The organism is Bacillus sp. VT 712, from assembly GCF_001614195.1.
In the GTDB taxonomy this organism is placed as follows: Bacteria; Bacillota; Bacilli; order Bacillales; family Bacillaceae_H; genus Priestia; species Priestia flexa.
Genome location: NZ_LWBK01000009.1, coordinates 1 through 23701, shown reverse-complemented (window position 1 = coordinate 23701; position 23701 = coordinate 1). Strand labels below are relative to the sequence as shown.

Genomic DNA, 23701 nt, shown 5'->3' with positions numbered 1-23701 from the left:
ATATATTCTTAAAATTGTGTTCAGACTGATTGCTGAGGTGATGATACATGAGAGAGGAAGAAAAGAAACGTACTTCTCAACAATCAAAGGTTCACAAACTTTTTAGAAAGCGTTGGATTTTTCCAGCAATCTATCTGGCAAGCGCAGCAATTATTCTTACAGCCGTTCTTTGGTTTCAAGCGAATGGAAATAATAACCTAAGCGAAGATGCTAAAGATCGTTATGGACAAGATGGAACTGCATATACAGAAGATGCCATGGAAGTAAACGCATCGCTTGAGAATTTAAAAATGCCACTTGTAAATGATAAGGATGCTGTTGTAAAGAAACCATTTTACGATGATCAAGCATCAAAGAAACAACAAGAAGCAGCACTCGTATTTTATAATAATACGTATCACCCAAACACAGGCGTTGATTTAGCTATAGAAGGTGATAAATCATTTGATGTAACAGCAGCAGCAAGTGGAACTGTTATAAAAGCAGAAAAAGACCCGTTACTTGGATTTGTAATTGAAGTGGATCACAAAGATGGACTTGTTACCCAATATCAATCTTTAGATGAAGCAACTGTTGAAGTAGGAGATGTTGTGAAACAAGGTCAAGTACTTGCCAAAGCTGGAAAGAACTTATACAACCAGGAAGCGAATAACCATGTTCACTTTGAAATTCGCAAAGATGGTGTTGCTATAAACCCTAGCGATTACTTTGGTAAATCAGTCGCTTCTATTAAAGAAGTGAAAGCTGCTGAGGTTACAGAACAACAACCTACTACAGCTGAAGAGCCATTAAAAGATGAAGAAACATCAAAGGATAAAGAAGAGTCAAAGCAGGAAGATAAAACTGGTGACGAAGCACCTAAAGCTCCTGAAAATAAAGAGCAATCAGCAGATGAATCAAAATCAAATGCATAATATAAACCACTAGAAGCCTTCCTTCTCTTAAGTTCAATTCTGGATTAAGAGAAGGAGGTTTTTTCTCTATTTTTTAATAAAATAGATGAAATTTTTAAAAAAATAAAATAAATCACTTGTCCCTCTTGACTTTTATAGCATATATCTTCATATAAGCTAATACACTGTTACAAACCTACAAAGAGAATGGTGGAAAAATATAGAATTTTTTCATCATCTCACATCCAATTTAGGGAGGGCGAGTAGAGTGCACGATTACATCAAAGAGAGAACTATCAAGATTGGGAAGTATATCGTGGAAACTAAAAAGACCGTTCGTGTAATTGCGAAAGAGTTTGGAGTTTCTAAAAGTACTGTCCATAAAGATTTAACAGAAAGATTACCTGAAATAAACCCTGAACTAGCAAATGAAGTAAAAGAAATACTTGATTATCATAAATCAATTCGACATCTGCGTGGAGGGGAAGCAACAAAATTAAAATACAAAAAAGAAGAAGAAATTGTAAAGTAGCACGATTCCCCTTTACTATCAAAGAAACAGGGTAGGAAAGGGGAATTTATATTGGTTAAAAAAGTAAAAAAAAGAAAATTTTTTATTAATAAATACATACATATACAATTTGTGATAAAATAGTAAATTAGGAAAAAAGAATGGTATGCATGCAATTATATGTAAACTGAAGGAGGATTTAAGGTATGTTAGCAAAAGACATCGGTATCGACCTTGGTACGGCTAACGTCTTAATTCATGTAAAAGGCAAAGGAATCGTATTGAATGAACCGTCGGTTGTAGCAATCGATAAAAATACAAATAAAGTGTTAGCAGTTGGAGAAGAAGCACGTCAAATGGTTGGGCGTACACCTAGTAATATTGTAGCAATTCGTCCGCTTAAAGATGGTGTAATCGCAGATTTTGATATTACAGAATCTATGTTGAAATACTTCATTAATAAACTAAATGTGAAAGGTTTTTTATCAAAACCTCGTATTTTAATTTGCTGTCCTACGAACATTACATCTGTAGAACAAAAGGCAATACGTGAAGCAGCAGAGAAAAGTGGCGGCAAAACAATCTATTTAGAAGAAGAGCCAAAAGTAGCAGCCATTGGTGCGGGAATGGATATCTTTCAACCAAGCGGTAATATGGTAGTAGATATCGGTGGTGGAACAACTGATGTGGCTGTTTTATCAATGGGTGATATTGTAACGGCTTCGTCTATTAAAATGGCTGGAGATCGTTTTGATGCTGAAATTTTACAATATATAAAAAACAAATATAAGCTGTTAATTGGTGAGAGAACAGCTGAAGAAATTAAGGTGAAAATTGGAACGGTTTTCCCTGACTCAAGAGAAGAAGAACTTGATATTAGAGGTCGAGATATGGTGTCAGGCCTTCCTCGCACGGTTACAGTAAAATCTCATGAAGTAGAGGAAGCGCTAAGAGAATCTGTTAGCGTCATTGTACAAGCATCAAAAAGTGTTTTAGAACGTACACCTCCAGAGCTTTCTGCCGATATTATAGATAGAGGTGTTATCTTAACAGGCGGAGGAGCTTTACTACACGGTATAGATCAGCTGCTAGCAGAAGAACTAAAAGTTCCCGTACTGATTGCTGAGAATCCAATGGGTTGTGTTGCAGTTGGTACAGGTATCATGCTAGACAATATCGATCGACTTTCTCGCCGAAGTATTATTTAATAATGAAACTCTTATCATACGCTTTTTCTGAAAAGCATAAATAAGATGATAACTCCTCTTTGTAAAGTATTACAAGGGGAGTTTTATTATTTCGAAAAGTGTGAGGTGGACAAGTTGTTTAAAGGCTTTTATACAGCGACAGCAGGGATGCTATCCCAGCAGCGAAGAACGGATATGCTTACAAATAATATTGCGAATGCAAATACTCCCGGCTTTAAGGAAGATCAAGGAGTCATTCGAGCGTTTCCAGAGATGTTACTGCAGCGTATCGAAGAGCAGCAAAACGGAAAAAGCGTAACTCGCTCTCAAGAGAATATTGGGAGCTTAAATACAGGAGTATACTTACAAGAAACGGTTCCTAATTTTGTGCAAGGAGATGTCCAGCAAACTGATTACCAAACAGATCTAGCTCTGTTACAAACGAGCGTGCCAGACAAGGAAGGTGGCTTATTTTTTGCAGTACAAAGCTCTGAAGGTAACCTTTCTTATACCCGAAATGGTAACTTTACAGTAGACCTGGCAGGATTCTTAACCACTAATAATGGTGAATATGTGCTCAATACAAATAATGAACCAATTAACGTCCAAAATGAGGAATTCAAAGTAGATAATCAAGGCAACGTAACGGTTAACGGTGAAGTAGCGGGGCAATTAAATATTGTTTATGCTAACTCAATGGAAACAGTAATTAAAACAGGAAACGGACTATATCAAACTGAAAACGGTCAGCCGTTGCCTTCAGCTGTTGGAAACGGTGAAGCTTCTTATGACATTAAACAAGGCTTTGTGGAGCGCTCTAATGTAAATATGTCACAAGCTATGACGGAACTAATTACTGCTTATCGTACATTCGAAGCAAATCAAAAAGTGATGCAAGCTTACGACCGTAGTATGGAAAAAGCAGCCAACGAAATTGGTAAAGTAAGATAAGCAATGTACTAAACAATTGGAGGAATAATATGTGAATCGCTCGATGATTAATGCTACAAACACAATGACTCAATTACAACAGCGTTTAGATTTAGTTGGAAGCAACTTAGCAAACATAAATACAGTTGGTTACAAAAAGCGTGATGCATCATTTAGTGATATGTTGTATCAACAAATTAATAATCAATCGGATGAAGCAAGCGAACCAGGAAGAAAGACACCGCTTGGCATTCGTCAAGGGGCAGGAGCGCTTCTTAGTCAAACGAAACTTGTTACCACACAGGGCTCGCTTCAAGAAACAGGGCGACAATTAGATGTTGCATTAACCAACCCAAATACTTTCTTTCAAGTGCAGAAGGATAATGATGGTACAGTAGAAACGTACTATACAAAGAACGGTTCCTTTCACCTTACACCACTTGGAAACGGAGAAGTACAGTTAGTGAACACAGATGGGAATCCAGTCTTAGATAGTGAAGGTAATACCATTTCCTTTAGTACGGATTTTCGTGAGCTTCAAATCAATAAAGCTGGAGAATTAACCGTTGTTAGTAATGAAGGGAATGAGATCTTTGCTCTTGGCTTAACTCGAGTAAATCGTCCCCAGTCACTAGAGGCAGTGGGCTCATCTTTATTTAGGGTTCCAAATGCCCTAAATCAAGAAAATGGCGTACAAAATTTACAGGGTGATGAACGTGCCGGAGCCGGTATTCAACAAGGGTTTTTGGAACAATCGAATGTTGATATGAGCAAAGAAATAACGGATATGACATTGACCCAAAGAGCTTATCAGTTTAATTCCCAATCCATTTCAATTGCTGACCAAATGATGGGACTTGTAAACAGTATACGTTGATTATTCGTATTATTTTTGAATAAATTAGTAAATTTTATCTTATCTTTAAATTTGGTCATAGACTATACCTTCACGTGGCATTCTAAGTACGTAAACTTAATTTATGTAAAAGGAGAGTTGCTACGATGAAGAAAAAAATACTTATGGGCCTGGGCTCAGCTGTGTTTGCACTTACAACATTAGGAGCTTGTAATACACAAGACCCGCCACCAGAAGAAGAACAAATGGAAGAGCAAGAGCAAGAGATGCAAGACGAAAATGATATGAACAACATGGATGATAACCAAAATCCAAACGATGATGAAAACAACGAGAATGACCAAGAAGACCCAGTAGAAGATATGGAGGATATGGAAGATAAAGATCGTAAAGATGAATAGAATGAGTGTAAACAAACATGTCAGCGCACGTTGTCATGTTTGTTTTTTGTTTGAAAGCGTATATAGGTACCGAAATAAAGGGGTGATGGTATTTAATAGCTCTTTTTGAGGTCCTTCTGGCAAAGCGTGCAGCTTTTGTAAAGCCTTTTTTAAATCAGGGTATTTTTGAAAGAGTATAAGTAGAGTGTGAACATCGCTGTCGTACACATGATAAGTAGCAGGTGAAGAGTTGAGTTTATGAGGTTGTTTAAGGTGAGGTGTAGATTCCAAAAACTCATCGAGATTGATTTTGAAATGACTTTTAAGCAAAAGGCAGTCTGCTATATCGGGGTATTGAATGGAAGTTTCCCATTTTGAAACTTTGGAGCGAGAAATATTCAGTAATTTTGCAAACTGGTCTTGAGTCAAACCTGCATTAGCACGAAGCATCTTAATCTTAACAGCAATTTCTAACATAAGTACCACTTCTTTCTTCATATAGATTATGTTCGGAATTAGGTCTAAAGGCATGAAAAACGGGTAATATTCGAACTTAATTAAAAAAATACAATAAAATTACAGAAAATTCAAGATAATATTCGTGTATTTTTAAATTAAATGAAATAAGATAGAAATTTATGAAGGAAAAAGCGGTGAAAAAAAATAAAGAAAAACTGATAAGAAAAAAAGTGAAGAAAAAGTTGTTGAATCATGGTAAAAAATGTATTAGTATACATAATACAAACGAGAAAGGAGTAGAGAAATGACGAAATATTACTTGAAACGTAATCAAATTAATCATCGCAAAAGAAAGAGCGGCCGGACAAATGATTTACCTTTATTTCTGGGCAAGCGAGAGTTTAAGCCTATTAACCCTTTACCCTCCAACCATAACCTTCACCGTATGACTCAACACCCTTTTAAATAATACAAACTTTTTATTCTTCACGTATTTTTTATATTTTCTTTTTCATCAGCAGGAAGAGGTTTTGTACTTCGGTTTTTATTATGAAGCTGATATTTAAATTGTGTTAATAAATCAGAGCCTGTTAAACCTTGTTCGATAAGGTTAGCCAGAATCATTTCAGCAAAGTGTAGTTTTCTTTCAACTAATGTACCTTTCATTAATACGCTTATTTGCTTATCGTTAATTGCTTTTACTGAAACCACTTGAACAGAAAACAAAGCGGGGTCATTGGTTGGTTTTGAGATAAGCGCTTCAATTTGTACAGGTTGGTGATCTTTTAGTGGAAGCTCAAATAAATTTGTAAATTGCTGGTCAATGACAGCTTCGAGAATCCAATGGTTGTCTGTGTCTTCTTTATTAATAATTAACCCTTTGTTTAATTCTAAGTTATGTTTTTCTCCTTCATGATCAATTAGTTGTAGGCCGACTAATCGAAATGTTTTCATGCGAAAGTTTCCTCCTTTAACAAATATGTTATTCGTATATCACTATTATAACATGAGATATAAGAATATTCTTATTATTCAACCTTTTGGTTGTGTAGAAATCGAAGAAAGAGGTGGTCAATTGATTAATGAAGTAGTGCTAGTAGGGCGTTTGACACGAGTTCCTGAACTGAAATATACATCCGAAGGAATTCCTTTTTCCCATATTACAGTAGCTGTGAACAGAAACTTTCGTAACCAGGAAGGAGAAGTGGAAGCTGATTTTGTATCAATTACGTTATGGAGAAAAAATGCTGAAAACATGACGAAATACTGCGATAAGGGATCGATTATAGGAGTCGTAGGACGTGTGCAAACGCGTACGTTTGAAAACAATTTGCAGCAGCGTGTTTATGTGACAGATATTATCGCAGAATACGTTCGGTTTTTAAGCGGTAAGCCTTCCTCACCTGAAAATCAGCCATGATGCTTTTCGGTAATATACGCTAAGAGTAATTGTTTCATCATCTCTTTTACCTTAGATCAGAAAAATTTACTTTCCTCTCTTTATTATAATCCCCACTTTACCATTGAATTCCCATCAATGGTTCTTTTTTGTGAAAAACCCCCTCTAGCTGCATATAACAGATAGAGGGGGTTTGACTTTTATTTTGAGAAACGCTTCGCTCCTAGATAACGCTTGCTCCAATAGCTATTATCTAAGCTCGAAATAGTTACTCCTGTTGAAGAACCAGCATGAATGAACTGGCGATTTCCTAAGTAAATTCCTAAATGTGAAGGTCCCGGCGCATATGTAGTAAAGAACACCAAATCTCCAGGCTGTGGCTGACTCACAGACTTTGAAGCATTCCAAAAGCCCATTGTTGTATAGCGAGGCATTGACACTTGTTGTTTCATTACATAGTAAATAAATCCACTGCAGTCAAAGCCAGATGGTGTTGTACCACCCCATTTATAAGGAACACCCATATATTTTTTCGCATCAGTAATCATTTTAGAAATGTTTAGCTGTCCATTAGTTGGCGTTGTAGTTGGAGGAGTTCCAGCATTTGGTGTAGATGGTGCTGCCCCAGATGTAGTTACTTTTAAGACCTGATTTACATAAATAATATCAGATTTTAAGTTATTTGCTGTTTTAAGAGCAGAGACGCTCATCTTAAACTGAGCTGCAATCTTAGAAAGCGTGTCACCTTGCTGAACTTTGTATGTACCATTTGTTGAAACCGTAGGTGTTTGTGGCTTCGTCACTTCCGGTTTAGGGTTGGAAGGTGTAGCTTGTCCACTCACCTTTAATTTTTGGTTGACATAAATAATGTTTGATGAAAGTGAGTTCAAACGTTTTAAATCTGAAACACTCATTTTAAATTTAGCTGCAATTTTATAAAGCGTATCCCCACTTTGTACTGTGTAAGTAGAAGCAGTGTTTGGCGTAGCAGGTGTTGGCTTTGCTGTGTCAACAGGCTTCGCAGGCGATGCACTAGACGAAATCACGAGTGTTTGTCCTACATGAATAACATCTGATTTTAGGTTGTTTTGAGTCTTTAAGTTTTGTACACTTGTTTGATATTTAGTAGCTATCGACCACAAAGTATCCCCTGTCTTTACCTGAACAGAAGTAGAAGCAGCGTCAGCAGATGTGTGGAAGAGTGCAATTCCTCCTAATATTGTTCCTAGAGACAGGACGATTTGCTTTTTTTTCACCAATAGGTCCCCCTTAATATATGAATCTTTTAGACTATTTTCGACTTGCTTTTATCATAATCTAAAAAAAAAGAAGAAGTAAAGGGTATTTTGTCACGCAAAACACCTTTTTTTCTTCTTCAAGCCTTGAATTTAATACGGAGATAGCTTTTTCTTTATTTATTATTAATTGTATTGAAGCAATTCTTGGAGTTCTTGCTGTGACAATTCTGTGATCCACTTGTCGTTTTGAACCAACTGTTCACTTAGCGCGTATTTTTTCGTCATCATATCATCAATTTTTTCTTCAATTGTCCCTAAGGAAAGGAGCTTATGGATATGGACAAATTTTTGTTGGCCAATTCGATATACGCGATCCGTCGCTTGATTTTCGACTGCTGGGTTCCACCAACGGTCAAAGTGAATAACATGATTTGCAGCCGTTAGGTTCAAACCAACTCCACCTGACCGCAATGATAGGATGAAAATGGAATGTTGCCCAGATTGAAAGGATGCTACCATGTCGTCACGCTCTGCTTTTGATAAGCCACCGTGTAAAAATAATACGTCTTCTTTTAAAGCTCTTTTCAAGATGCGTTTTAGCATGTTACCTGTTTCAAGGTATTGAGTAAATATTAAGCAGCTTTCGTTTTGTAGTTTAATTTGCTTCAGTAGCTCAACTGTCTTTTCAAGCTTAGGTGATCGAGTAATCGTTTGTTTATTAATGGGCTCTTTTAGCAACAAAGCAGGGTGGTTACAAAGTAGTTTGAGCTTTGTTAGAAGTTGAAGCACTTGACCGCTTCGCTCAATCCCTTTTTGTTCTTTAAGGCTGTTAAGAGTCGAATGAACAAGCTCTTCGTACAGCACTTTTTGTTCAGCTGTCAACTCAATATGCACTTTCTCTTCTTGTTTATCAGGTAGGTCTAAAGCAATTTTTTTATCTAATTTAGTACGCCTTAATAAAATGGGAGAAAGCAGTGCTTTTAGCTGCTCTGCTTTTTTTAGATTTTGTTCTTTTTCAATTGGAATAACAAATTCTTTCTTGAACCTGTCTAAGCTATCTAAATAACCAGGGTTCAGGAAGTCAACAATAGACCACAGCTCTGTTAATCGATTTTCAATTGGTGTACCTGTCAGAGCGAATCGATGAGTTGTATTCAGTTTCTTAACTGCTTTTGCCTGTTTGGTATGAGGGTTTTTAATATGTTGAGCTTCGTCTAAACATATCGTATCCCACGCTCTCGTTTGAAAAAGCTCAGGTTCTTGAGCAACCAGTTGATAAGTTGTAATGATTAGATCATAAGCACTTGCTTCATCTAGGCTTGTTGTATTTTCTGCCGATAGTCGATTTCTACCATAGTGAGTATACACTTTTAGATAAGGTGCAAATTTATCGAGTTCTTTCTCCCAATTCCCAATCAGTGAGGTTGGACAAATAAGTAAAAATGGTTTTTGTGCAGAGCTTAGTTCATTTGCCTTTGTAAAATAACTAATTAATTGAATCGTCTTACCAAGCCCCATGTCGTCTGCTAGTAAGCCGCCTAGTCCTATTTTACGCAGGTGTAATAGCCAGTTTAATCCTACCTGCTGATACTGGCGCAGTCTTCCGTTAAATGCAGAAGAAAGCCTTATAGATGGAAGCGTGTGAGCTTGTTTTAATTGACTTACAATTGATTGAGAGTATGAATTTAAATGATATTCAATAGAAACGTTATTGCAATCACTATCAAATGAAAATGGCTGGTTTAGGTGAGCGCGTAATACTTGATATATACTAACGCCTCGCTGCTGCGCTTCTTTTAACAGTTTTTTCGCTTTCTTGATGAGCATACTGTCTACATGTATCCATTGCCCATCTAATTTTAGCAGCTGTTTTTTCTTTTTAATTAGCTCGTTTAGTTCTTTTTCCGTTAACGTATGTGAATCGATGGAAACAGACCATTTAAAGTTTGTTAGAGCTTCAATGCCAAATGCGGAAGTTTGATTATCTTCATGGACAGCTTGCACTTGAATTTGGCCTTTTTTAATTTCTTTCCACCAGCTAGGTAGCTGCATATGTACACCTTTTTGAAGTAATTCATTGCTTTCCTTGGTTAAAAAGCTCCATAGCTCTTCATCAGATAACGTAGGTAACTTTCTTGATAAAGCATTTCGTAAAGTAGGTGATAAGTGTTTAATTCGTTGAACCTCATATAAAATTGTTTTTCCATTTTTATATTCATGGATCATTTCATCTCGAATAAGAAAAGGGTCTTGATCGCTATCTGTCGGAATTGCTACTAGCTGAATTTCCCAAACAGAACCTTCAGATAATGGCTCTTCAAATCGTACGGATACGGTATAGTCACTTTGAGGATAAGGGATATTAGCTTCCTCGAGCAGCTGGTAAGTATGATTGAGAAAGAGAAATTCAAGCACGTTTTTTTCCCAAGTTGAATCGTTATTTTCTAATAAAGATTGTTTTAATGTATCGACTGTTAGTAGATTCTCTTTTAGCTTTAAAGCTTTATCAAGGTATTCCCGCGCTTCTTTTGAAAACGTTGGCTTTAATAAGTGTCCTTTTTCAATGGACAAAAAGAATGTGAAACCATCCCATGCTGACAATAAAATACCACTCTTGCTGTCCAACTCAAAAGGAGATAGAGTTGTACCGTAATAAGAAGAAGAATGCCATAAAAACAATGAATTTTTCCATTTAGTTGGCTGTAGGAGCTTTTGGTTTCTGTCGGTGCAGTATACAAACAGCTTATCTTCGTATTCGTCAATATGGAGCGTTAGTTCAAATAAATCAAACATCAGCATGAAGCCCTCTTTCTTTTAGTAGCTTTTGAAATAAGGATAGTGATTTTGTTTCACCATGTAAATAGTGCATATAACGATGAAACAGCTCTTCTTTACTTATTTTTATGTAAATTTCTTTTAGCTTTAGTAAATAATCGCATGCAAGTGCGTAGCTCGTTTTTTTACGTTCTAAAATAAAGTGACGAATAATTTGATGTAGGATTGGAATCGCATAATCTGCACGCTGTTGAATAACATATTCAGCTATTTCGCTTGCTTGTTCGGCGTCATCAAAGTCTAACAGTACTTGAAGCTCCATCCATTCTTTTAAATGCCCCTTGTTATGTAGGTACTGGCTATATTCAATAAAGCTATACGGTAGTAACAGCTGAAGGCACTTGATATAAGGGCCCTCCTCTTTAATGAGCAGTGCATATTGTTTAAACAGGTTAACTAAGATTGAAACCATGTTTCGACTTCCTTGATAAGTAGACGGAACGGTTCGTACGTATTCACCCATCATAGCTGAAAGGTAGTTTATCCATATTGATAAGCGCTTTGTATCTTTTTGAGAAAGAAGCTCCTTTATCCACGATATAAAGTAAGGAAGCTTTGCTAAATCATCTGGCTTTAGAGCAGAAATCGCTTCTTCATCTTTCTTTTTTAAAAATAATAAATAGCTGCGAGCGATTGCTGTATGAACAGAGGTAACAGATTCAAGAGCCCTTAATTCTTTTCCAATCCATTCTTCATCATTTAATACATTTGCCCATACCACTTCATATAACTTCATCAGTTCATATTGTAATGAGTCACTTTCATCTAATAATAAGCGAATAAACGGTAAGCTACTTTCAATAAGGGTCTTCGTAGTAGGAGGAATGGAACTTAGCACCTTGATTTTAGCTAATTCACTTACTTTATTGGTTAGCTTATAAAGGTGGACATATAAAAAGGATTCTTTCGTATTAGCTGAGAGCTGAATGTGCTTTAGCTCATTATTAAATTGTAAGATAGCATATAGACCGCCATATAAAAGAAAAAGGTTTCGTAAGGTCGGTTCAGCTGGAGCTATTTTTGGTAATGATATAAAAAATTCATCGTATAGATTTTGAAAAATAGACAGGTTCTTGGTGGATTGTGCTTGCGAAAATTGCTCGTATGCTGTATCAAGTTGATCGATCCACGCTTTAAAAGAATAGTGGTTAGAAAGAGAAGACCGCTTTTTTTGCTGGATAAATAAGTTTTCTGCCTCTGCGCTTCTCCATTCTTCAAATAGCGTTGTTAGCGGCTCATATTGGGCATAGAGAAAGAAAACCAAAGCAAATTGATGTTGGCAAAAATCAGCGTCATTGCATGTACACGAGCTGTTGAGTAAGTTATTTTTATCAATTGTTGTGGTAAATCCATCTACGCGGTTAGAGATGGTCTCTGCGTCTTGCTTTAGGTCATCGATTGAAATCTGTCTATATAATTGGAGCCCATCAGCAGCTTTTGCTTTATAAATTGAATTGTTGTAGGGAAGAGTAGAAATAAAATTTGATTTTAATTTATAAATAAATTCGGTCATTTGACTCATCCTTTCAAAATGGAAGCGATGTAGAATTTCGTGACAGTTATAATAAGGTTATTATAAAATACATTTATATGAATTGTAACAACCATGGATTTAATGGGAGGTAAATGAAATGACAGTACGTAAAGCAATCATACCAGCTGCGGGATTAGGAACACGATTTTTACCTGCAACGAAAGCGCAACCAAAAGAAATGTTACCGATTGTTGATAAGCCAACGATTCAATATATCATTGAAGAAGCAGTAGCTTCTGGTATTGAAGATATTTTAATTATTAGCGGTCGCGGCAAACGTGCAATTGAAGATCACTTTGATAAATCATATGAGCTAGAAGAAACGTTAGCGGCTAAAGAAAAATGGGATATGCTTAAAGAAATCCAAGAGATTTCAAGCCTAGCCAATATTCATTACATTCGCCAAAAGGAACCAAAGGGGTTAGGGCACGCGATTAACTGTGCAAGAAGCTTTATAGGTAATGAACCTTTTGCTGTTTTACTGGGTGATGATATTGTACAATCAGACAAGCCTTGCTTAAAGCAGCTTATGGATGTTTATGAAGAGCACCAGTGTACGGTAGTAGGTGTGCAGGAAGTGCCTCGTCAAGAAACGAATAAATATGGAATTATTGGGATTGAAGAGTCAATACAGGACGATGTATTTGAAGTGAATACGTTAGTAGAAAAGCCAAATCCGGCTGATGCACCTTCTACGTACGCAATTATGGGAAGATACATTTTAACACCTGAAATCTTTGATATTTTAAGTCAAGAAAAAATTGGTGCTGGCGGAGAAGTACAGTTGACAGATGCGATTTTACAACTAAACGAATCTCAACGTGTACTAGCTCACTATTTCCAAGGTAACCGCTATGATGTAGGAGATAAGTTTGGCTTTATTAAGGCTACAGTGGACTTTGGTTTACAAAGAGATGAGCTGAAAGAAAAACTAATGGACTACTTTCAAACAATTGTAAAAGATAAATAATTATAGTAGAAGAACTAGCGCACTGCAACTAGTGCGTTAGTTCTTTTGGTTTAGAAAAAAACTGAAAAAGATAAATCGTTTTTTCGGTGATGAACAAAACAAAACTGATGCATAATATAAATAAGAAGACAATTTGAATGGTGTTTTTATATAAAAGCTATCATGATGCAACAATTTTCGATATAATATCATGTAGGTTTCATTTATAAAGTATGTCATATAAAGGAGATTTTCTGTAATGGCAAAAAAATTATGTGTAGTTGGCTTAGGGTATATTGGTTTACCGACAGCCGTTATGTTTGCAAATCATGGTTTACAAGTTCACGGCGTTGACGTAAACGAGCATGCAGTCAACTTAATTAAAAATAAACAGCTTCATATAGAAGAGAATGGACTACAAGAGCGCTTAGAAGAAGCAGTCGATAAAGGTTTATTCACAGTTAGTACAACACCTGAAGAAGCGGATGTATTCATTATTGCAGTGCCTTCGCCAATTAATAATGATAAAACAGCTAATTTAAACTATGTAAGAGAAGCAACAAAGTCAATCGTTCCTTATGTTCGTAAAGGGAATCTTGTTATTTTAGAATCAACGGTTCCTCCTCGTACAGTGGAGGACGTGATGCTACCCGTTTTAAAAGAAACAGGACTAGCGTTTGGAACAGAATTATTCGTGTCTCATTCACCTGAGCGCGTTATTCCAGGTAAAGTATTTGAAGAACTGGTAAATAACGATCGTATTGTGGGTGGAATTAACGAAGAATCAAGTCGTTTAACAGTAGAATTATATAAAGTATTCGTAAAAGGAAATATTCACGTAACGGATGCTACAACGGCTGAAATGGTCAAGGTTATCGAAAACACGTACCGTGATGTGAACATTGCTTTCGCAAATGAGTTAGCTAAAATTAGTGAAAAGCTCGGTGTCAATGCTTGGGAAGCGATTAAGTTAGCGAACTATCATCCACGTGTAAATATTCATTTACCAGGGCCAGGTGTAGGAGGACACTGTATCGCAGTTGATCCATGGTTCTTAACAGAGCTACAGCCTGAGCTGGCGAAAATTATCTCTCTTTCTCGTCAAACAAATGATTCAATGCCAGAATACACGGCGCTAAAAGCAAAAAGTATTCTTGATGCAAAAGGCATTCAGCACGGTCGCGTTGCGGTATTAGGTCTAGCGTTTAAAGGAAACATTGATGATATGCGTGAAAGTCCATCAACGGATGTATTAGCACATTTAGATAAGCTAAATGTTGATTACACAGCGTTCGATCCACATATTAAAGAAAATAAAATTGAAAAGCAAACACAGGACTTAGAAGAAGCTGTAACTCATGCAGACTTAATCTTAATCCTAACAGACCACAACGAATTTAAAGAAATGCTTCCATCTGCAGTTGAAGACAAAATGCGTACCAAAGCTATCTTTGATACAAAAAATTGTATTCAACGTGATGCATGGAAAAAAGCAGGATTTGACGTTGTGTTATTAGGTGATTCTAAAGTTTCTACGATATAAGTATAATAAGGGTAATGATAATGAAAGACGGGCTGTAGCCTGTCTTTCATTACGAACGAACACAAAATTTTAGTATCTTTAAATAGGTGATTTGATGAAAGAAAATATCTTAGGTGTAGATGTGTGTCACGACACGTATGATGAATTAGCAGCAAAGCTAATGGAAGATATTAATCAACGGAACACTTCGTTTATTGTAGCCATTAATCCAGAAAAAATTATGAAAGCTCAAGAAGACGAGGAGCTACGTACGTTGTTAAATAAAGCAACATACCAAATTCCAGACGGTATCGGTGTTATTTTGGCTTCTAAGCTTCGTAAAGGCAAAATACGCGAGCGTGTAACGGGAATTGATATGATGATGAAGCTTTGTGAAACAGCTACTGTAGAAGGGAAGCGAATCTTCTTGTATGGTGCCAAGCCAGGCATAGCCAGAGAGGCGAAAGTCAAGTTAGAAGAGAAGTTTCCTGGTATTCAAATTGTTGGCGTGCTTGATGGATATGAAAAAGACAAGCAGGTAATTGAAACAACTATTAATGAATCAAAAGCAGATATCGTTTTTGTTGCATTAGGAAGTCCAGCTCAAGAAAACTGGATTCTAGCGAACAAAGATCATCTATACCCTTCAGTGTACCAAGGAGTAGGAGGATCGTTTGATGTGATTTCTGGTCGTTTAAACCGTGCTCCAGAAGTTTTTCAACGATTTGGGTTAGAATGGTTGTATCGTTTAATAAAAGAGCCATGGCGTTTGAAAAGACAACTAGCACTACCAAAGTTCTTACTTAAAGCGCTAAAAGGATAACAAAAAGGAGAGCCCCCTGCAACGGGAGGCTCTCCTTTTTGTTACGCTTCTTTTTTATCTTTGATTTCTTCTGTTAACTGATCTAAGCTGTGACGAACGTTTCCTTTACCAGAAAAGTTTTCAATCAGTTCTTTAACATCTAAACCGGATGAAGCTTTTAACGATTCCTGTAAAGTAGACATTAGGTTGGTAGCATAGCCAGTTACTTTATTGGCGCCTCCACTTTCACCCGAGCTACCTGTATCGACAACTGTAATCTTATCAATATTAGATAAAGGTGCAGCAACTTGCTTCGCATATTCTGGAAGCATTTTGATAATCATATCCAAGATAGCTGCTTGACCGAACTGTTCAAATGCTTCTGCTACTTTTTGTTTTGCTTCCGCTTCTGCAAGACCTTTTAAGCGAATGATTTCAGCTTCTGATTCACCCTGAGCACGCTCAGCATCGGCTTTTGCAAGACCATCAACACGAACGCGTTCTGCTTCTGCTTTAGCCATTGTTTCAACACGATACTTATTTGCATCCGCTTCTGCAAGCTGTTTGGCTTTTTCAGCAGCAGCAGCCTGCTCAACTGCGTAGCGGTCCGCGTCGGCTTTCTTTTTAACTTCAGAATCGTATTGGCGTTCACGACGAAGAATTTCTTTTTCTTCTAATTCAATTTGTTTTTGACGCTCAATAATACGAATTTGCATTTCATGTTCTGTTACTTCTTGTTTTGCACGAGCTGTTTCTAAGTCGTATGCTTGGTCAGCACGAGCTTTTGCAATATCTTGTTCACGGCGGTATTCAGCCGTTTTTAATTGGTTCGCTTTTTCCGCTTCCGCAATTTCGGTATTTCTCTCTAGCTCAGCTTTTTGAGCATCCTTATGTGCTTCTGCGCGCTTGATTCTCGTTTCTTTTTCAGCCTCGGCAGTAGCGATGTCAGCATCACGTTTTACCTGAGCAATACGAGGCTTACCAAGCGACTCTAAGTATCCGTTTTTATCACGTACATCTTTGATTGTAAACGAGACGATAATAAGCCCCATTTTCGCTAAGTCTTGAGACGCAACGCGCTGTACTTCTTGTGAAAATTTCTCGCGGTTTTTATAAATTTCTTCTACAGTCATTGATCCCAAAATCGAGCGTAAATGTCCTTCAAGAACTTCACGCGCTTCCGTTTCACGATCTTCTTTGGCTTTACCTAAGAACTGTTCAGCTGCTGTAGCAATTTCTGATATAGAACCGCCTATTTTAATAATAGATACACCATCGGCCATCACGGGTACACCTTGTTCTGTATATACTTCAGGTGTTGATACTTCTAATTTACTTGATAATAAGCTTAATGGTTCAGCTTGTTGAAATACGGGTAATACAAATGTACCTCCGCCTCGCACAATTTTAATTTTGTTTCCAGATTCGTCAACGTGAACATTCTTTGATCCTAAATAGCTACCTGTGACAATCAGTGCTTCATCAGGACCTGCAGTACGATATTTGGTAATAAATACTCCAATCAATACAATTAATAAAAAGACAACGATTCCAGCAATAATAAAAATGGACATAAATATCCTCCTCTTGATTATGAATTTGGTAGTGTGTAGTTGGTCGGTTCGTAAGTAACAACAACCGCATTTCCGTTTTTGATTTCAACAATCAATACTTTGGTACCTGACAAAATTTCTTGATTTTTTAAGCTAATGGCTGGCTTTGAAATAGTGCCACTTACGTCTTTAACAACAACTTCACCGTATCCATCAATGGGAATAGGAATGATGAGTTCGCCAATTCGACCTTGAAGAGATGACTCTGTAAAAGCAATTGATTCTTCAGCAGATGATAAAGGAATAAGAACAAAGATATTGAGTAGTGTTACAAGTAATAGGGCAATAATTGCAGAGACAATCAGATTTAAAATACTGGAAAATAGCTGTAGTTGTTCCAAGATATAGCCGCTTGCACTGAAGATTGTAAAAAAGGAAAAAATGAGCGTAGGATTTAATCCAGGGATACCTTCAAATAATGCATCCAGTACGTCACCGAATAGAATGTATAAAAAGGTAAGGGTACCAAAACCAATTAGTGTGTAAAGATAAATTGTCTGAATAGGCACCGAGAGCAGTTCCAATTTGAAAACCTCCCTTCATTTGATTCTTATAAAAGGTAATACGCTCAGAAAATAGAAAAGTTTCATTTTTTATAAAAATAATAATATTTTTTCATCTTTTATCTTTAGATGCTGCAGTAAATAGGCAGTTGATTAATTCATCCATTCGAATGTTCGTATATTTGCAAAGACTGTTAAATACAATAGGTAGGGTGTTGGTTAGTAAGAGAAAGATAGAAGAAAAACATAATTAGATGTATATTAAATGATAGATACATAGAGAGAGTTAGTTTAAGGTTTATGAAGACAAATTCTTATTTAAGTAGTAAAATCAATATGGTATAATCCAGTTTAGGAGAAAACTAGTCAAAAAATTTTGTCCAATAGCTCGCTCATATGTAATATTATCCAAATCTAAATAACAGTAACATTTACTGCGATTTTGGTTAACATAAACCTGAGGAGGGTCTACATGTTATATTTGACCTTGTTTATTTGTTTTATTTCGTCTATTTTAGTCACTCCGCTTGTTAAAAAATTAGCATTTAAAATAGGTGCAACAGATAAGCCAAATCAACGAAAAGTTCATCAAAAAATTATGCCTCGTCTTGGAGGATTAGCAATATTTATTAGTTTTTTAATCGGTTATTTTCTTTTACAACCAACTAGCCCTTACGCTTTAGCAATTATCATCGGAAGTTTCATTATCATTATTACGGGTGTGTTAGATGATATGATGGAGCTTTCAGCAAAAATTAAGCTAAGCGGTCAATTGCTTGCAGCGTTAATCGTGGTGGTATATGGCGGTGTACAAGTTCAGTATATCAACCTTCCTTTTAATGGTAGTCTTGAACTTGGCGTTTTGAGTATTCCTCTTACAATTATTTGGATTGTGGGGATCACAAATGCCATCAACTTAATTGACGGATTAGATGGTCTTGCAGCAGGAGTTTCCTCAATTGTATTAATTACAATTTCAGGAATGGCCATTATGATGAACGACGTGTTCGTAACGAGTATGGGCTTTATCCTGTTAGGAAGTACGCTTGGGTTCTTGCTTTATAATTTTCATCCAGCCAAAATCTTTATGGGAGATACAGGAGCACTTTTCTTAGGGTACATGATTTCGGTTTTATCTCTGTTAGGATTTAAAAATGTTACGTTAATTTCATTAATCGTTCCGGTTATTATCCTCGGTGTACCAATTTCAGATACGTTCTTTGCAATTATTCGCCGTATCGTTAAAAATCAGCCGCTTTCGGCTCCTGACAAGTCGCATCTGCATCACTGCCTGTTGCGCTTAGGATACAGCCATCGCCAAACGGTGCTAATTATTTACGGTATGAGTGCGATTTTTGGTTTAGCAGCCGTTATCTTTTCTCAGGTACAAACCATGTGGGGTTCGTTCCTAGTTCTCGCCATTTTAATTTTTGCAATTGAAATCATTGTGGAGAAAATTGGTCTGGTAGATAAAACATATCGACCACTACTCAATATGTTTCAAGCGCTACGATATAAATAAAAAAGCCTGTCGGCTCTGAAGTCGACAGGCTTTTTCTACTCCGTGCTTTCTTTGTCTAGACCTAAATGTTCGTGTAGCGTATCGCTTACTTCTTGAACGGCTATATCATCCAATTCATAATAATAAACGCCGTTAATTGTATCATCTGTCCCAGCAAGATTTAATGTTTCAATATCAATATTCTTCGAAGCGTAATCATAGAACGAAAGCATTTCGCCAAACATTAAGTTTGTTTTCATGTTGTCACCAACAGCTTCGATTAAGTTACCATACTTTGTCATAGAGCCAATTGACGATGCTTCCTTAGCGATGGCTTGCATAAGCTGCTGCTGTCGCTTACCTCGTTCAATGTCACTATCTTGTTTTCTTGTCCGTGCAATTGCTAGTGCTTCTTCACCGTTTAAGTGTTGTTTACCAGCTTTTAGTACAATGCCTTCATGATGATCACTAGAATCTTTTTCTTTTAAGTCGTAAGGTACATCAAATTCGATGCCTCCTAAAGAGTCAACAATCTCAGTGAAAGCTTGGAAATTAAGCTTTACATAGTAGTCTACGGGAACATCGAATAGCTCTTCAACCGTTTCGACCGTGGCTTTCGGTCCACCGTATGCATGAGCATGCGTAATTTTATCTTTTTTGCTGACTTCTGGAATATATACGCGAGAGTCACGAGGGATACTCACAAGCTTCACCGTTTTCTCTTTTTCGTTTAGCGTCGCTAAAATTAGTGCATCTGTACGAGCCGATTTCCCGAAATTTCGCGATTCGCTGTCATCAACACCCATAAATAAAATGGAGATGTTATCTTTCTTAGGATCGATTTTTCGATCGCGCATCGGTGAAGAGTCACGATCTCCTAAGCTTTGAAATGAATCAGATGCAACGCTTTTTGCTTTAGCGAACAAATAAGAGCCGTACGCCGTAGCGGATAATCCAATGATTAAGATTGGCAGAAGAAAAAAAGAAAGCAATCTTCTTTTCCGCTTTTTTCGATTTACTCGTTTTTCAAAACGCCTATGCTGAGCCATATACGTTCTCCTTTAGTTTAGTAAGTTTTTACATATTTTTATTGTTTGTTATTGGAATTCAAATTAAACGGAATGCGTTCAATATTACCTTATATTTTAGTGAGGAAAAGAACGACGCACTGTGGCATCAGTGCGCTGTCTTTTATTTTACAATGTTTTTAATTCACAGTAAATAATTCATTATATCTCTTCTTCTAAATAGGTCACTTCGCCTGCTGAAATGTCTGCTTGGCCGTTTGTAAGTTCCGTCATCCAAGCTGTAAACGCATCTTTTTGACTCTCTTCCACAAACGTATCCACGATTACGTTATCTGCATAATGAATTTCTTTCAAGACGTAAGGTGAATTGCGTAATTCATTTTCCAGCTTGCCAAGCCACGTATAATCAACTTTTGTATGCATGATTTGCATAAGTGTACGCTTTACGATACCAATGTTTGTGAGCCCTTCAGATACTGAGTTGCTATATGCACGAACGAGTCCGCCAGCCCCAAGCTTAATACCGCCGAAATAACGCGTTACTACCACAACAGTATCCTTTAGTTCTTTTCGCTTCAGCACTTCAAGCATTGGTACACCGGCAGTACCGCTAGGTTCACCATCATCATTGGCTTTTTGAAACTGATCGCGCTCTCCAATTAAATAAGCAGAACAGTTGTGGTTTGCGCTCCAATGTTCTTTCTTTATCTTTTGAATAAAGTCCTGTGCTTCTTTTTCTGTTGTTGCACGCTTTGCATGACAGATAAAGCGTGATTTTTGAATCACAATTTCATGTGCACCAGACTGTTTTACAGTATAATATTGAGGTAACAATGTAATAAAATGCCTCCTGTTTATATGATTTTATGTGTTTATTTTAAAAAAGTGGGTAATAGGTAATTAAAATTAAGAATAAAAGCAATTTTTTCTTATCTCACTTATTATAAAGCTTCAAAACTGATACATCAATTTGGAGCCTTGAATTGTTACAGTGTTGTAAAGTATTTATCAATGATAATGGACAAGCTAACTAAACCAAAAGTTTTAAAAAAATAATCACATAAATGTTACGAATGACATGTAATTGTTAAACGAAACAGGATGTTTGTCCCTGTTAATGGTGAGATAGAAATGGTAGTCTTTTGGAGTAGAGTGTATATCATGCATGAGAAAAGTAGTGAGCAAAGATGTACACCAAAAGAACTTATCCTATTCTAATATAAGAAAAACAAGAAGGTATCTCATATGTTTTTCTATAGCCATGCTGTCTCTATAGATGCTGTCTTAATCATGTAAACTGGAGCAGATCCAGATTTCCTCGCAATTCAAGTAAGTCGTACGAGAAAGCGTAATAACGTATTGGCATTTCTTCGAATGTGAGTGTAAGCTTGAGGTGAATAAATGTCAAAACATAAATTAACAAGTAAAATGTTAGATGAAATATTAGACAAAATCATTGGCACAGTTGGAAATAGTAAAGATGAAGTATATCGCTTATCTGAAAGTGCACGACAGGAATACGAAGAGATAAAAGAAGAATTAGAAGGCTTAAAAGCCAAAGTTTTGCAGGTTATTGAGCAAGGAGATCGCCTAGAGGCTCAGGCGCGTTTAGCACGAAAGCGCTTAGCTGAGGTAAGCAAGCATTTTCAAATTTATTCTGAGCCAGAGGTAAAAGATGCCTACGAAAAAGCTCATGAATTACAGACAAAACTTTTAATGAATCAGCAGTCAGAACATCAGCTTAGAAGCAGGCGAGATGAACTTGAACGTCGATTGATATCGTTGGAAGAAACCATCAAGCGAGCAGATCATCTGGTGGGGCAGATTTCAGTGGTGTTAAACTATTTAACCAGCGATTTGAAGCAGGTTGGAGAAATTGTTGAAGATGCTATTCAAAAAGAATATTTTGGTTTTCGGATTATTGAAGCGCAAGAGGAAGAGCGTAAAAGGTTATCTCGTGAAATTCATGATGGTCCAGCGCAAATGCTAGCTAACGTGATGATGAGGTCGGAATTAATTGAACGTATTTACCGAGAGCGCAGTGCTCAGGAAGCGATGGATGAAATTCGAGATTTGCGCAAAATGGTGCGTTCAGCACTCTATGAAGTGCGAAGAATTATTTACGACTTAAGACCAATGGCATTGGATGATTTAGGATTAATTCCAACGCTTCGAAAATATTTAGATACAATTGAAGACTATAATGACGGTAAACCACGCATTACCTTCATTTCGATTGGACAAGAAAAACGTACTGCGTCAAAGCTGGAAGTAGCGCTATTTCGACTTGTACAAGAAGCTGTTACGAATGCCTTAAAGCATGCGGATGCCTCGGAAGTTCAAGTGAAAATTGAGTTTAATAATGAACAAGTAGTTTTACTTGTAAAAGATGATGGCTGTGGCTTTGATCAAAATCAAAAAAAAGAAAACTCATTTGGTTTAATTGGAATGAGAGAAAGAGTAGATTTGTTGGGTGGAAGCATTTCTGTTCATTCAAAATTAAACCAAGGTACGCTTGTTATGATTAAAGTACCGATTCTAAATAAATAATAAGAATACAATAACATCGAATTAATATAGTAAAAACTATTCATTGTTGGATTTGGGGAGGAACCAGATATGCAAACACGAATTGTCATCATTGATGACCATCAATTATTCCGTGAAGGAGTAAAACGTATTTTAGATTTTGAAAAAGATTTTGAAGTAGTAGCAGAAGGTGACGATGGTAACGAAGCGATTGGTCTTGTTGAAGAACATCAGCCTGACGTTGTAATCATGGATATCAACATGCCAGCTGTAAATGGTGTCGAAGCAACAAAGCAGCTAGTAGAGATGAACCCAGATACGAAAGTTATCATCTTATCGATTCATGATGATGAAACATATGTGACTCATGCACTTCAAACAGGAGCACGAGGCTACTTGTTAAAAGAAATGGATGCAGATGCATTAATTGAAGCTGTTAAAGTAGTAGCAGAGGGTGGATCTTACTTACATCCGAAGGTAACGCATAGCCTAGTAAAAGAATACCGTCGACTTGCAGCTCAAGGTCAATCATCTTCATATCCACATGAGCCAATTGAGATTCGCCGCCCGCTTCACTTACTAACTCGTCGTGAGTGTGAAGTATTGCAACTTTTAGCTGATGGAAAGAGTAACCGTGGAATTGGTGAAGCTCTATATATTAGTGAAAAAACAGTTAAAAACCACGTAAGTAATATTTTACAAAAGATGAACGTAAACGACCGTACGCAAGCAGTTGTTGTAGCAATTAAAAACGGCTGGGTAGAGGTACGATAACAAAGAAAGAGGCTGGGACAAAACCCTCCTCTGAGATGAAAAAAGCCGTGAAATTTTACGATGAGTAAAATTTCACGGCTTTGTTTTATTTTTTCCATAAAAATAAGGACCACTTCTGATAAAATATAGTCACCACAACAAATTCAACCAGAAAGAAGGGTCCTTATGTTTAAAGATTATAACATGAATCAATTAATTTTACCTTTAGAATTAGAAATGAAATTACAAGAAAACGATATCGCCTTTTCTATCCATCAT

The 23701-nt window shown here is 36.7% G+C and carries 22 protein-coding genes; 13 read left to right on the top strand and 9 right to left on the bottom strand.

All coding sequences use genetic code 11. The annotated features are described in order from the left end of the window. Positions 1-47: 47 nt before the first annotated feature. The 6 genes from spoIIQ to A2U94_RS05745 all read left to right on the top strand — a co-directional run bounded on the left by spoIIQ (position 48) and on the right by A2U94_RS05745 (position 4778). The gene (gene spoIIQ, locus A2U94_RS05770) at positions 48-914 is read left to right on the top strand and encodes a stage II sporulation protein SpoIIQ (protein WP_025908768.1); all 867 of its coding nucleotides are present in this window, start codon (positions 48-50) and stop codon (positions 912-914) included. A gap of 247 nt (positions 915-1161) precedes the next feature. Further along, complete coding sequence (gene spoIIID, locus A2U94_RS05765; protein WP_025908769.1) at positions 1162-1425, top strand: sporulation transcriptional regulator SpoIIID; 264 nt, start codon at positions 1162-1164, stop codon at positions 1423-1425. A gap of 185 nt (positions 1426-1610) precedes the next feature. Next, positions 1611-2612: a rod shape-determining protein gene (locus A2U94_RS05760; protein WP_025908770.1), complete on the top strand. Its 1002-nt coding sequence runs from the start codon at positions 1611-1613 to the stop codon at positions 2610-2612. Between the two features lie 114 nt (positions 2613-2726). Further along, the gene (locus tag A2U94_RS05755; protein WP_025908771.1) at positions 2727-3542 is read left to right on the top strand and encodes a flagellar hook-basal body protein; all 816 of its coding nucleotides are present in this window, start codon (positions 2727-2729) and stop codon (positions 3540-3542) included. 31 nt (positions 3543-3573) lie between these two features. Further along, positions 3574-4398 carry a flagellar hook-basal body protein gene (locus tag A2U94_RS05750; protein WP_025908772.1) on the top strand — a complete coding sequence of 275 codons (825 nt, stop codon included), beginning with the start codon at positions 3574-3576 and terminating at the stop codon, positions 4396-4398. A gap of 125 nt (positions 4399-4523) precedes the next feature. After that, positions 4524-4778, top strand: coding sequence for a hypothetical protein (locus tag A2U94_RS05745; protein WP_025908773.1), 255 nt, complete (start codon positions 4524-4526; stop codon positions 4776-4778). A gap of 33 nt (positions 4779-4811) precedes the next feature. Here the strand turns inward: A2U94_RS05745 and A2U94_RS05740 are convergent, their stop codons facing one another. Then, a complete protein-coding gene (locus A2U94_RS05740; RefSeq protein WP_025908774.1) occupies positions 4812-5234 on the bottom strand; it encodes a helix-turn-helix transcriptional regulator in 423 nt (140 codons plus the stop codon). Positions 5235-5702: 468 nt separating this feature from the next. Further along, entirely contained in the window at positions 5703-6170 is a 468-nt protein-coding gene (locus tag A2U94_RS05735) for a YwpF family protein (RefSeq protein ID WP_025908775.1), read from the bottom strand. Positions 6171-6291: 121 nt separating this feature from the next. Here A2U94_RS05735 and ssb point away from each other — a divergent pair, with 121 nt between their 5' ends. Continuing rightward, positions 6292-6636, top strand: coding sequence for a single-stranded DNA-binding protein (ssb, locus tag A2U94_RS05730; protein WP_025908776.1), 345 nt, complete (start codon positions 6292-6294; stop codon positions 6634-6636). 179 nt (positions 6637-6815) lie between these two features. Here the strand turns inward: ssb and A2U94_RS05725 are convergent, their stop codons facing one another. The 3 genes from A2U94_RS05725 to A2U94_RS05715 form a co-directional block, all read right to left on the bottom strand. Then, on the bottom strand, positions 6816-7871 hold the full coding sequence (locus A2U94_RS05725; protein ID WP_025908777.1) for a C40 family peptidase: 1056 nt from the start codon (positions 7869-7871) through the stop codon (positions 6816-6818). 165 nt (positions 7872-8036) lie between these two features. Further along, positions 8037-10652, bottom strand: a complete 2616-nt coding sequence (locus tag A2U94_RS05720) for a DEAD/DEAH box helicase (protein ID WP_062686533.1) — start codon at positions 10650-10652, stop codon at positions 8037-8039. Further along, entirely contained in the window at positions 10639-12201 is a 1563-nt protein-coding gene (locus A2U94_RS05715) for a hypothetical protein (protein WP_025908779.1), read from the bottom strand. Before A2U94_RS05715 ends, A2U94_RS05720 begins: the two co-directional genes overlap by 14 nt. A gap of 118 nt (positions 12202-12319) precedes the next feature. Between A2U94_RS05715 and galU the strand changes: the two genes are divergently transcribed. From galU to A2U94_RS05700, 3 genes are all read left to right on the top strand, one after another. Beyond that, complete coding sequence (gene galU / locus A2U94_RS05710; RefSeq protein WP_025908780.1) at positions 12320-13192, top strand: UTP--glucose-1-phosphate uridylyltransferase GalU; 873 nt, start codon at positions 12320-12322, stop codon at positions 13190-13192. 238 nt (positions 13193-13430) lie between these two features. Beyond that, on the top strand, positions 13431-14714 hold the full coding sequence (locus tag A2U94_RS05705) for a nucleotide sugar dehydrogenase (protein ID WP_025908781.1): 1284 nt from the start codon (positions 13431-13433) through the stop codon (positions 14712-14714). Between the two features lie 94 nt (positions 14715-14808). Beyond that, positions 14809-15516, top strand: a complete 708-nt coding sequence (locus A2U94_RS05700; protein WP_025908782.1) for a WecB/TagA/CpsF family glycosyltransferase — start codon at positions 14809-14811, stop codon at positions 15514-15516. Positions 15517-15557: 41 nt separating this feature from the next. Here the strand turns inward: A2U94_RS05700 and floT are convergent, their stop codons facing one another. Together floT and A2U94_RS05690 are read right to left on the bottom strand one after the other, a co-directional pair. Beyond that, positions 15558-17069: a flotillin lipid rafts scaffold protein FloT gene (gene floT, locus A2U94_RS05695; protein WP_261392440.1), complete on the bottom strand. Its 1512-nt coding sequence runs from the start codon at positions 17067-17069 to the stop codon at positions 15558-15560. 17 nt (positions 17070-17086) lie between these two features. Then, entirely contained in the window at positions 17087-17632 is a 546-nt protein-coding gene (locus A2U94_RS05690) for an NfeD family membrane protein (protein ID WP_025908784.1), read from the bottom strand. A 451-nt stretch (positions 17633-18083) separates the two neighbouring features. On the opposite strand from A2U94_RS05690, the gene A2U94_RS05685 reads away from it, so the two are divergent. Beyond that, complete coding sequence (locus A2U94_RS05685) at positions 18084-19133, top strand: glycosyltransferase family 4 protein (RefSeq protein WP_025908785.1); 1050 nt, start codon at positions 18084-18086, stop codon at positions 19131-19133. A 35-nt stretch (positions 19134-19168) separates the two neighbouring features. Here A2U94_RS05685 and A2U94_RS05680 read toward each other — a convergent pair whose 3' ends face one another. Both A2U94_RS05680 and A2U94_RS05675 read right to left on the bottom strand, forming a co-directional pair. After that, entirely contained in the window at positions 19169-20161 is a 993-nt protein-coding gene (locus A2U94_RS05680; RefSeq protein WP_025908786.1) for an LCP family protein, read from the bottom strand. Positions 20162-20341: 180 nt separating this feature from the next. Continuing rightward, positions 20342-20974 carry a YigZ family protein gene (locus A2U94_RS05675; RefSeq protein ID WP_025908787.1) on the bottom strand — a complete coding sequence of 211 codons (633 nt, stop codon included), beginning with the start codon at positions 20972-20974 and terminating at the stop codon, positions 20342-20344. A gap of 567 nt (positions 20975-21541) precedes the next feature. On the opposite strand from A2U94_RS05675, the gene A2U94_RS05670 reads away from it, so the two are divergent. Continuing rightward, positions 21542-22690: a sensor histidine kinase gene (locus tag A2U94_RS05670; RefSeq protein WP_025908788.1), complete on the top strand. Its 1149-nt coding sequence runs from the start codon at positions 21542-21544 to the stop codon at positions 22688-22690. A 69-nt stretch (positions 22691-22759) separates the two neighbouring features. Further along, positions 22760-23443 carry a response regulator gene (locus A2U94_RS05665; RefSeq protein ID WP_025908789.1) on the top strand — a complete coding sequence of 228 codons (684 nt, stop codon included), beginning with the start codon at positions 22760-22762 and terminating at the stop codon, positions 23441-23443. Positions 23444-23701 lie beyond the last annotated feature (258 nt).

Coding starts and splice junctions, on each gene's coding strand:
- A2U94_RS05700 (WP_025908782.1), top strand. CDS start 14,809: ATGAAAGAAAATATCTTAGGTGTAGATGTGTGTCACGACACGTATGAT.
- A2U94_RS05705 (WP_025908781.1), top strand. CDS start 13,431: ATGGCAAAAAAATTATGTGTAGTTGGCTTAGGGTATATTGGTTTACCG.
- galU (WP_025908780.1), top strand. CDS start 12,320: ATGACAGTACGTAAAGCAATCATACCAGCTGCGGGATTAGGAACACGA.
- A2U94_RS05715 (WP_025908779.1), bottom strand. CDS start 12,201: ATGACCGAATTTATTTATAAATTAAAATCAAATTTTATTTCTACTCTT.
- floT (WP_261392440.1), bottom strand. CDS start 17,069: ATGTCCATTTTTATTATTGCTGGAATCGTTGTCTTTTTATTAATTGTA.
- A2U94_RS05665 (WP_025908789.1), top strand. CDS start 22,760: ATGCAAACACGAATTGTCATCATTGATGACCATCAATTATTCCGTGAA.
- A2U94_RS05760 (WP_025908770.1), top strand. CDS start 1,611: ATGTTAGCAAAAGACATCGGTATCGACCTTGGTACGGCTAACGTCTTA.
- spoIIQ (WP_025908768.1), top strand. CDS start 48: ATGAGAGAGGAAGAAAAGAAACGTACTTCTCAACAATCAAAGGTTCAC.
- A2U94_RS05740 (WP_025908774.1), bottom strand. CDS start 5,234: ATGTTAGAAATTGCTGTTAAGATTAAGATGCTTCGTGCTAATGCAGGT.
- A2U94_RS05685 (WP_025908785.1), top strand. CDS start 18,084: ATGTTATATTTGACCTTGTTTATTTGTTTTATTTCGTCTATTTTAGTC.
- A2U94_RS05720 (WP_062686533.1), bottom strand. CDS start 10,652: ATGCTGATGTTTGATTTATTTGAACTAACGCTCCATATTGACGAATAC.
- A2U94_RS05670 (WP_025908788.1), top strand. CDS start 21,542: ATGTCAAAACATAAATTAACAAGTAAAATGTTAGATGAAATATTAGAC.
- A2U94_RS05680 (WP_025908786.1), bottom strand. CDS start 20,161: ATGGCTCAGCATAGGCGTTTTGAAAAACGAGTAAATCGAAAAAAGCGG.
- A2U94_RS05745 (WP_025908773.1), top strand. CDS start 4,524: ATGAAGAAAAAAATACTTATGGGCCTGGGCTCAGCTGTGTTTGCACTT.
- A2U94_RS05735 (WP_025908775.1), bottom strand. CDS start 6,170: ATGAAAACATTTCGATTAGTCGGCCTACAACTAATTGATCATGAAGGA.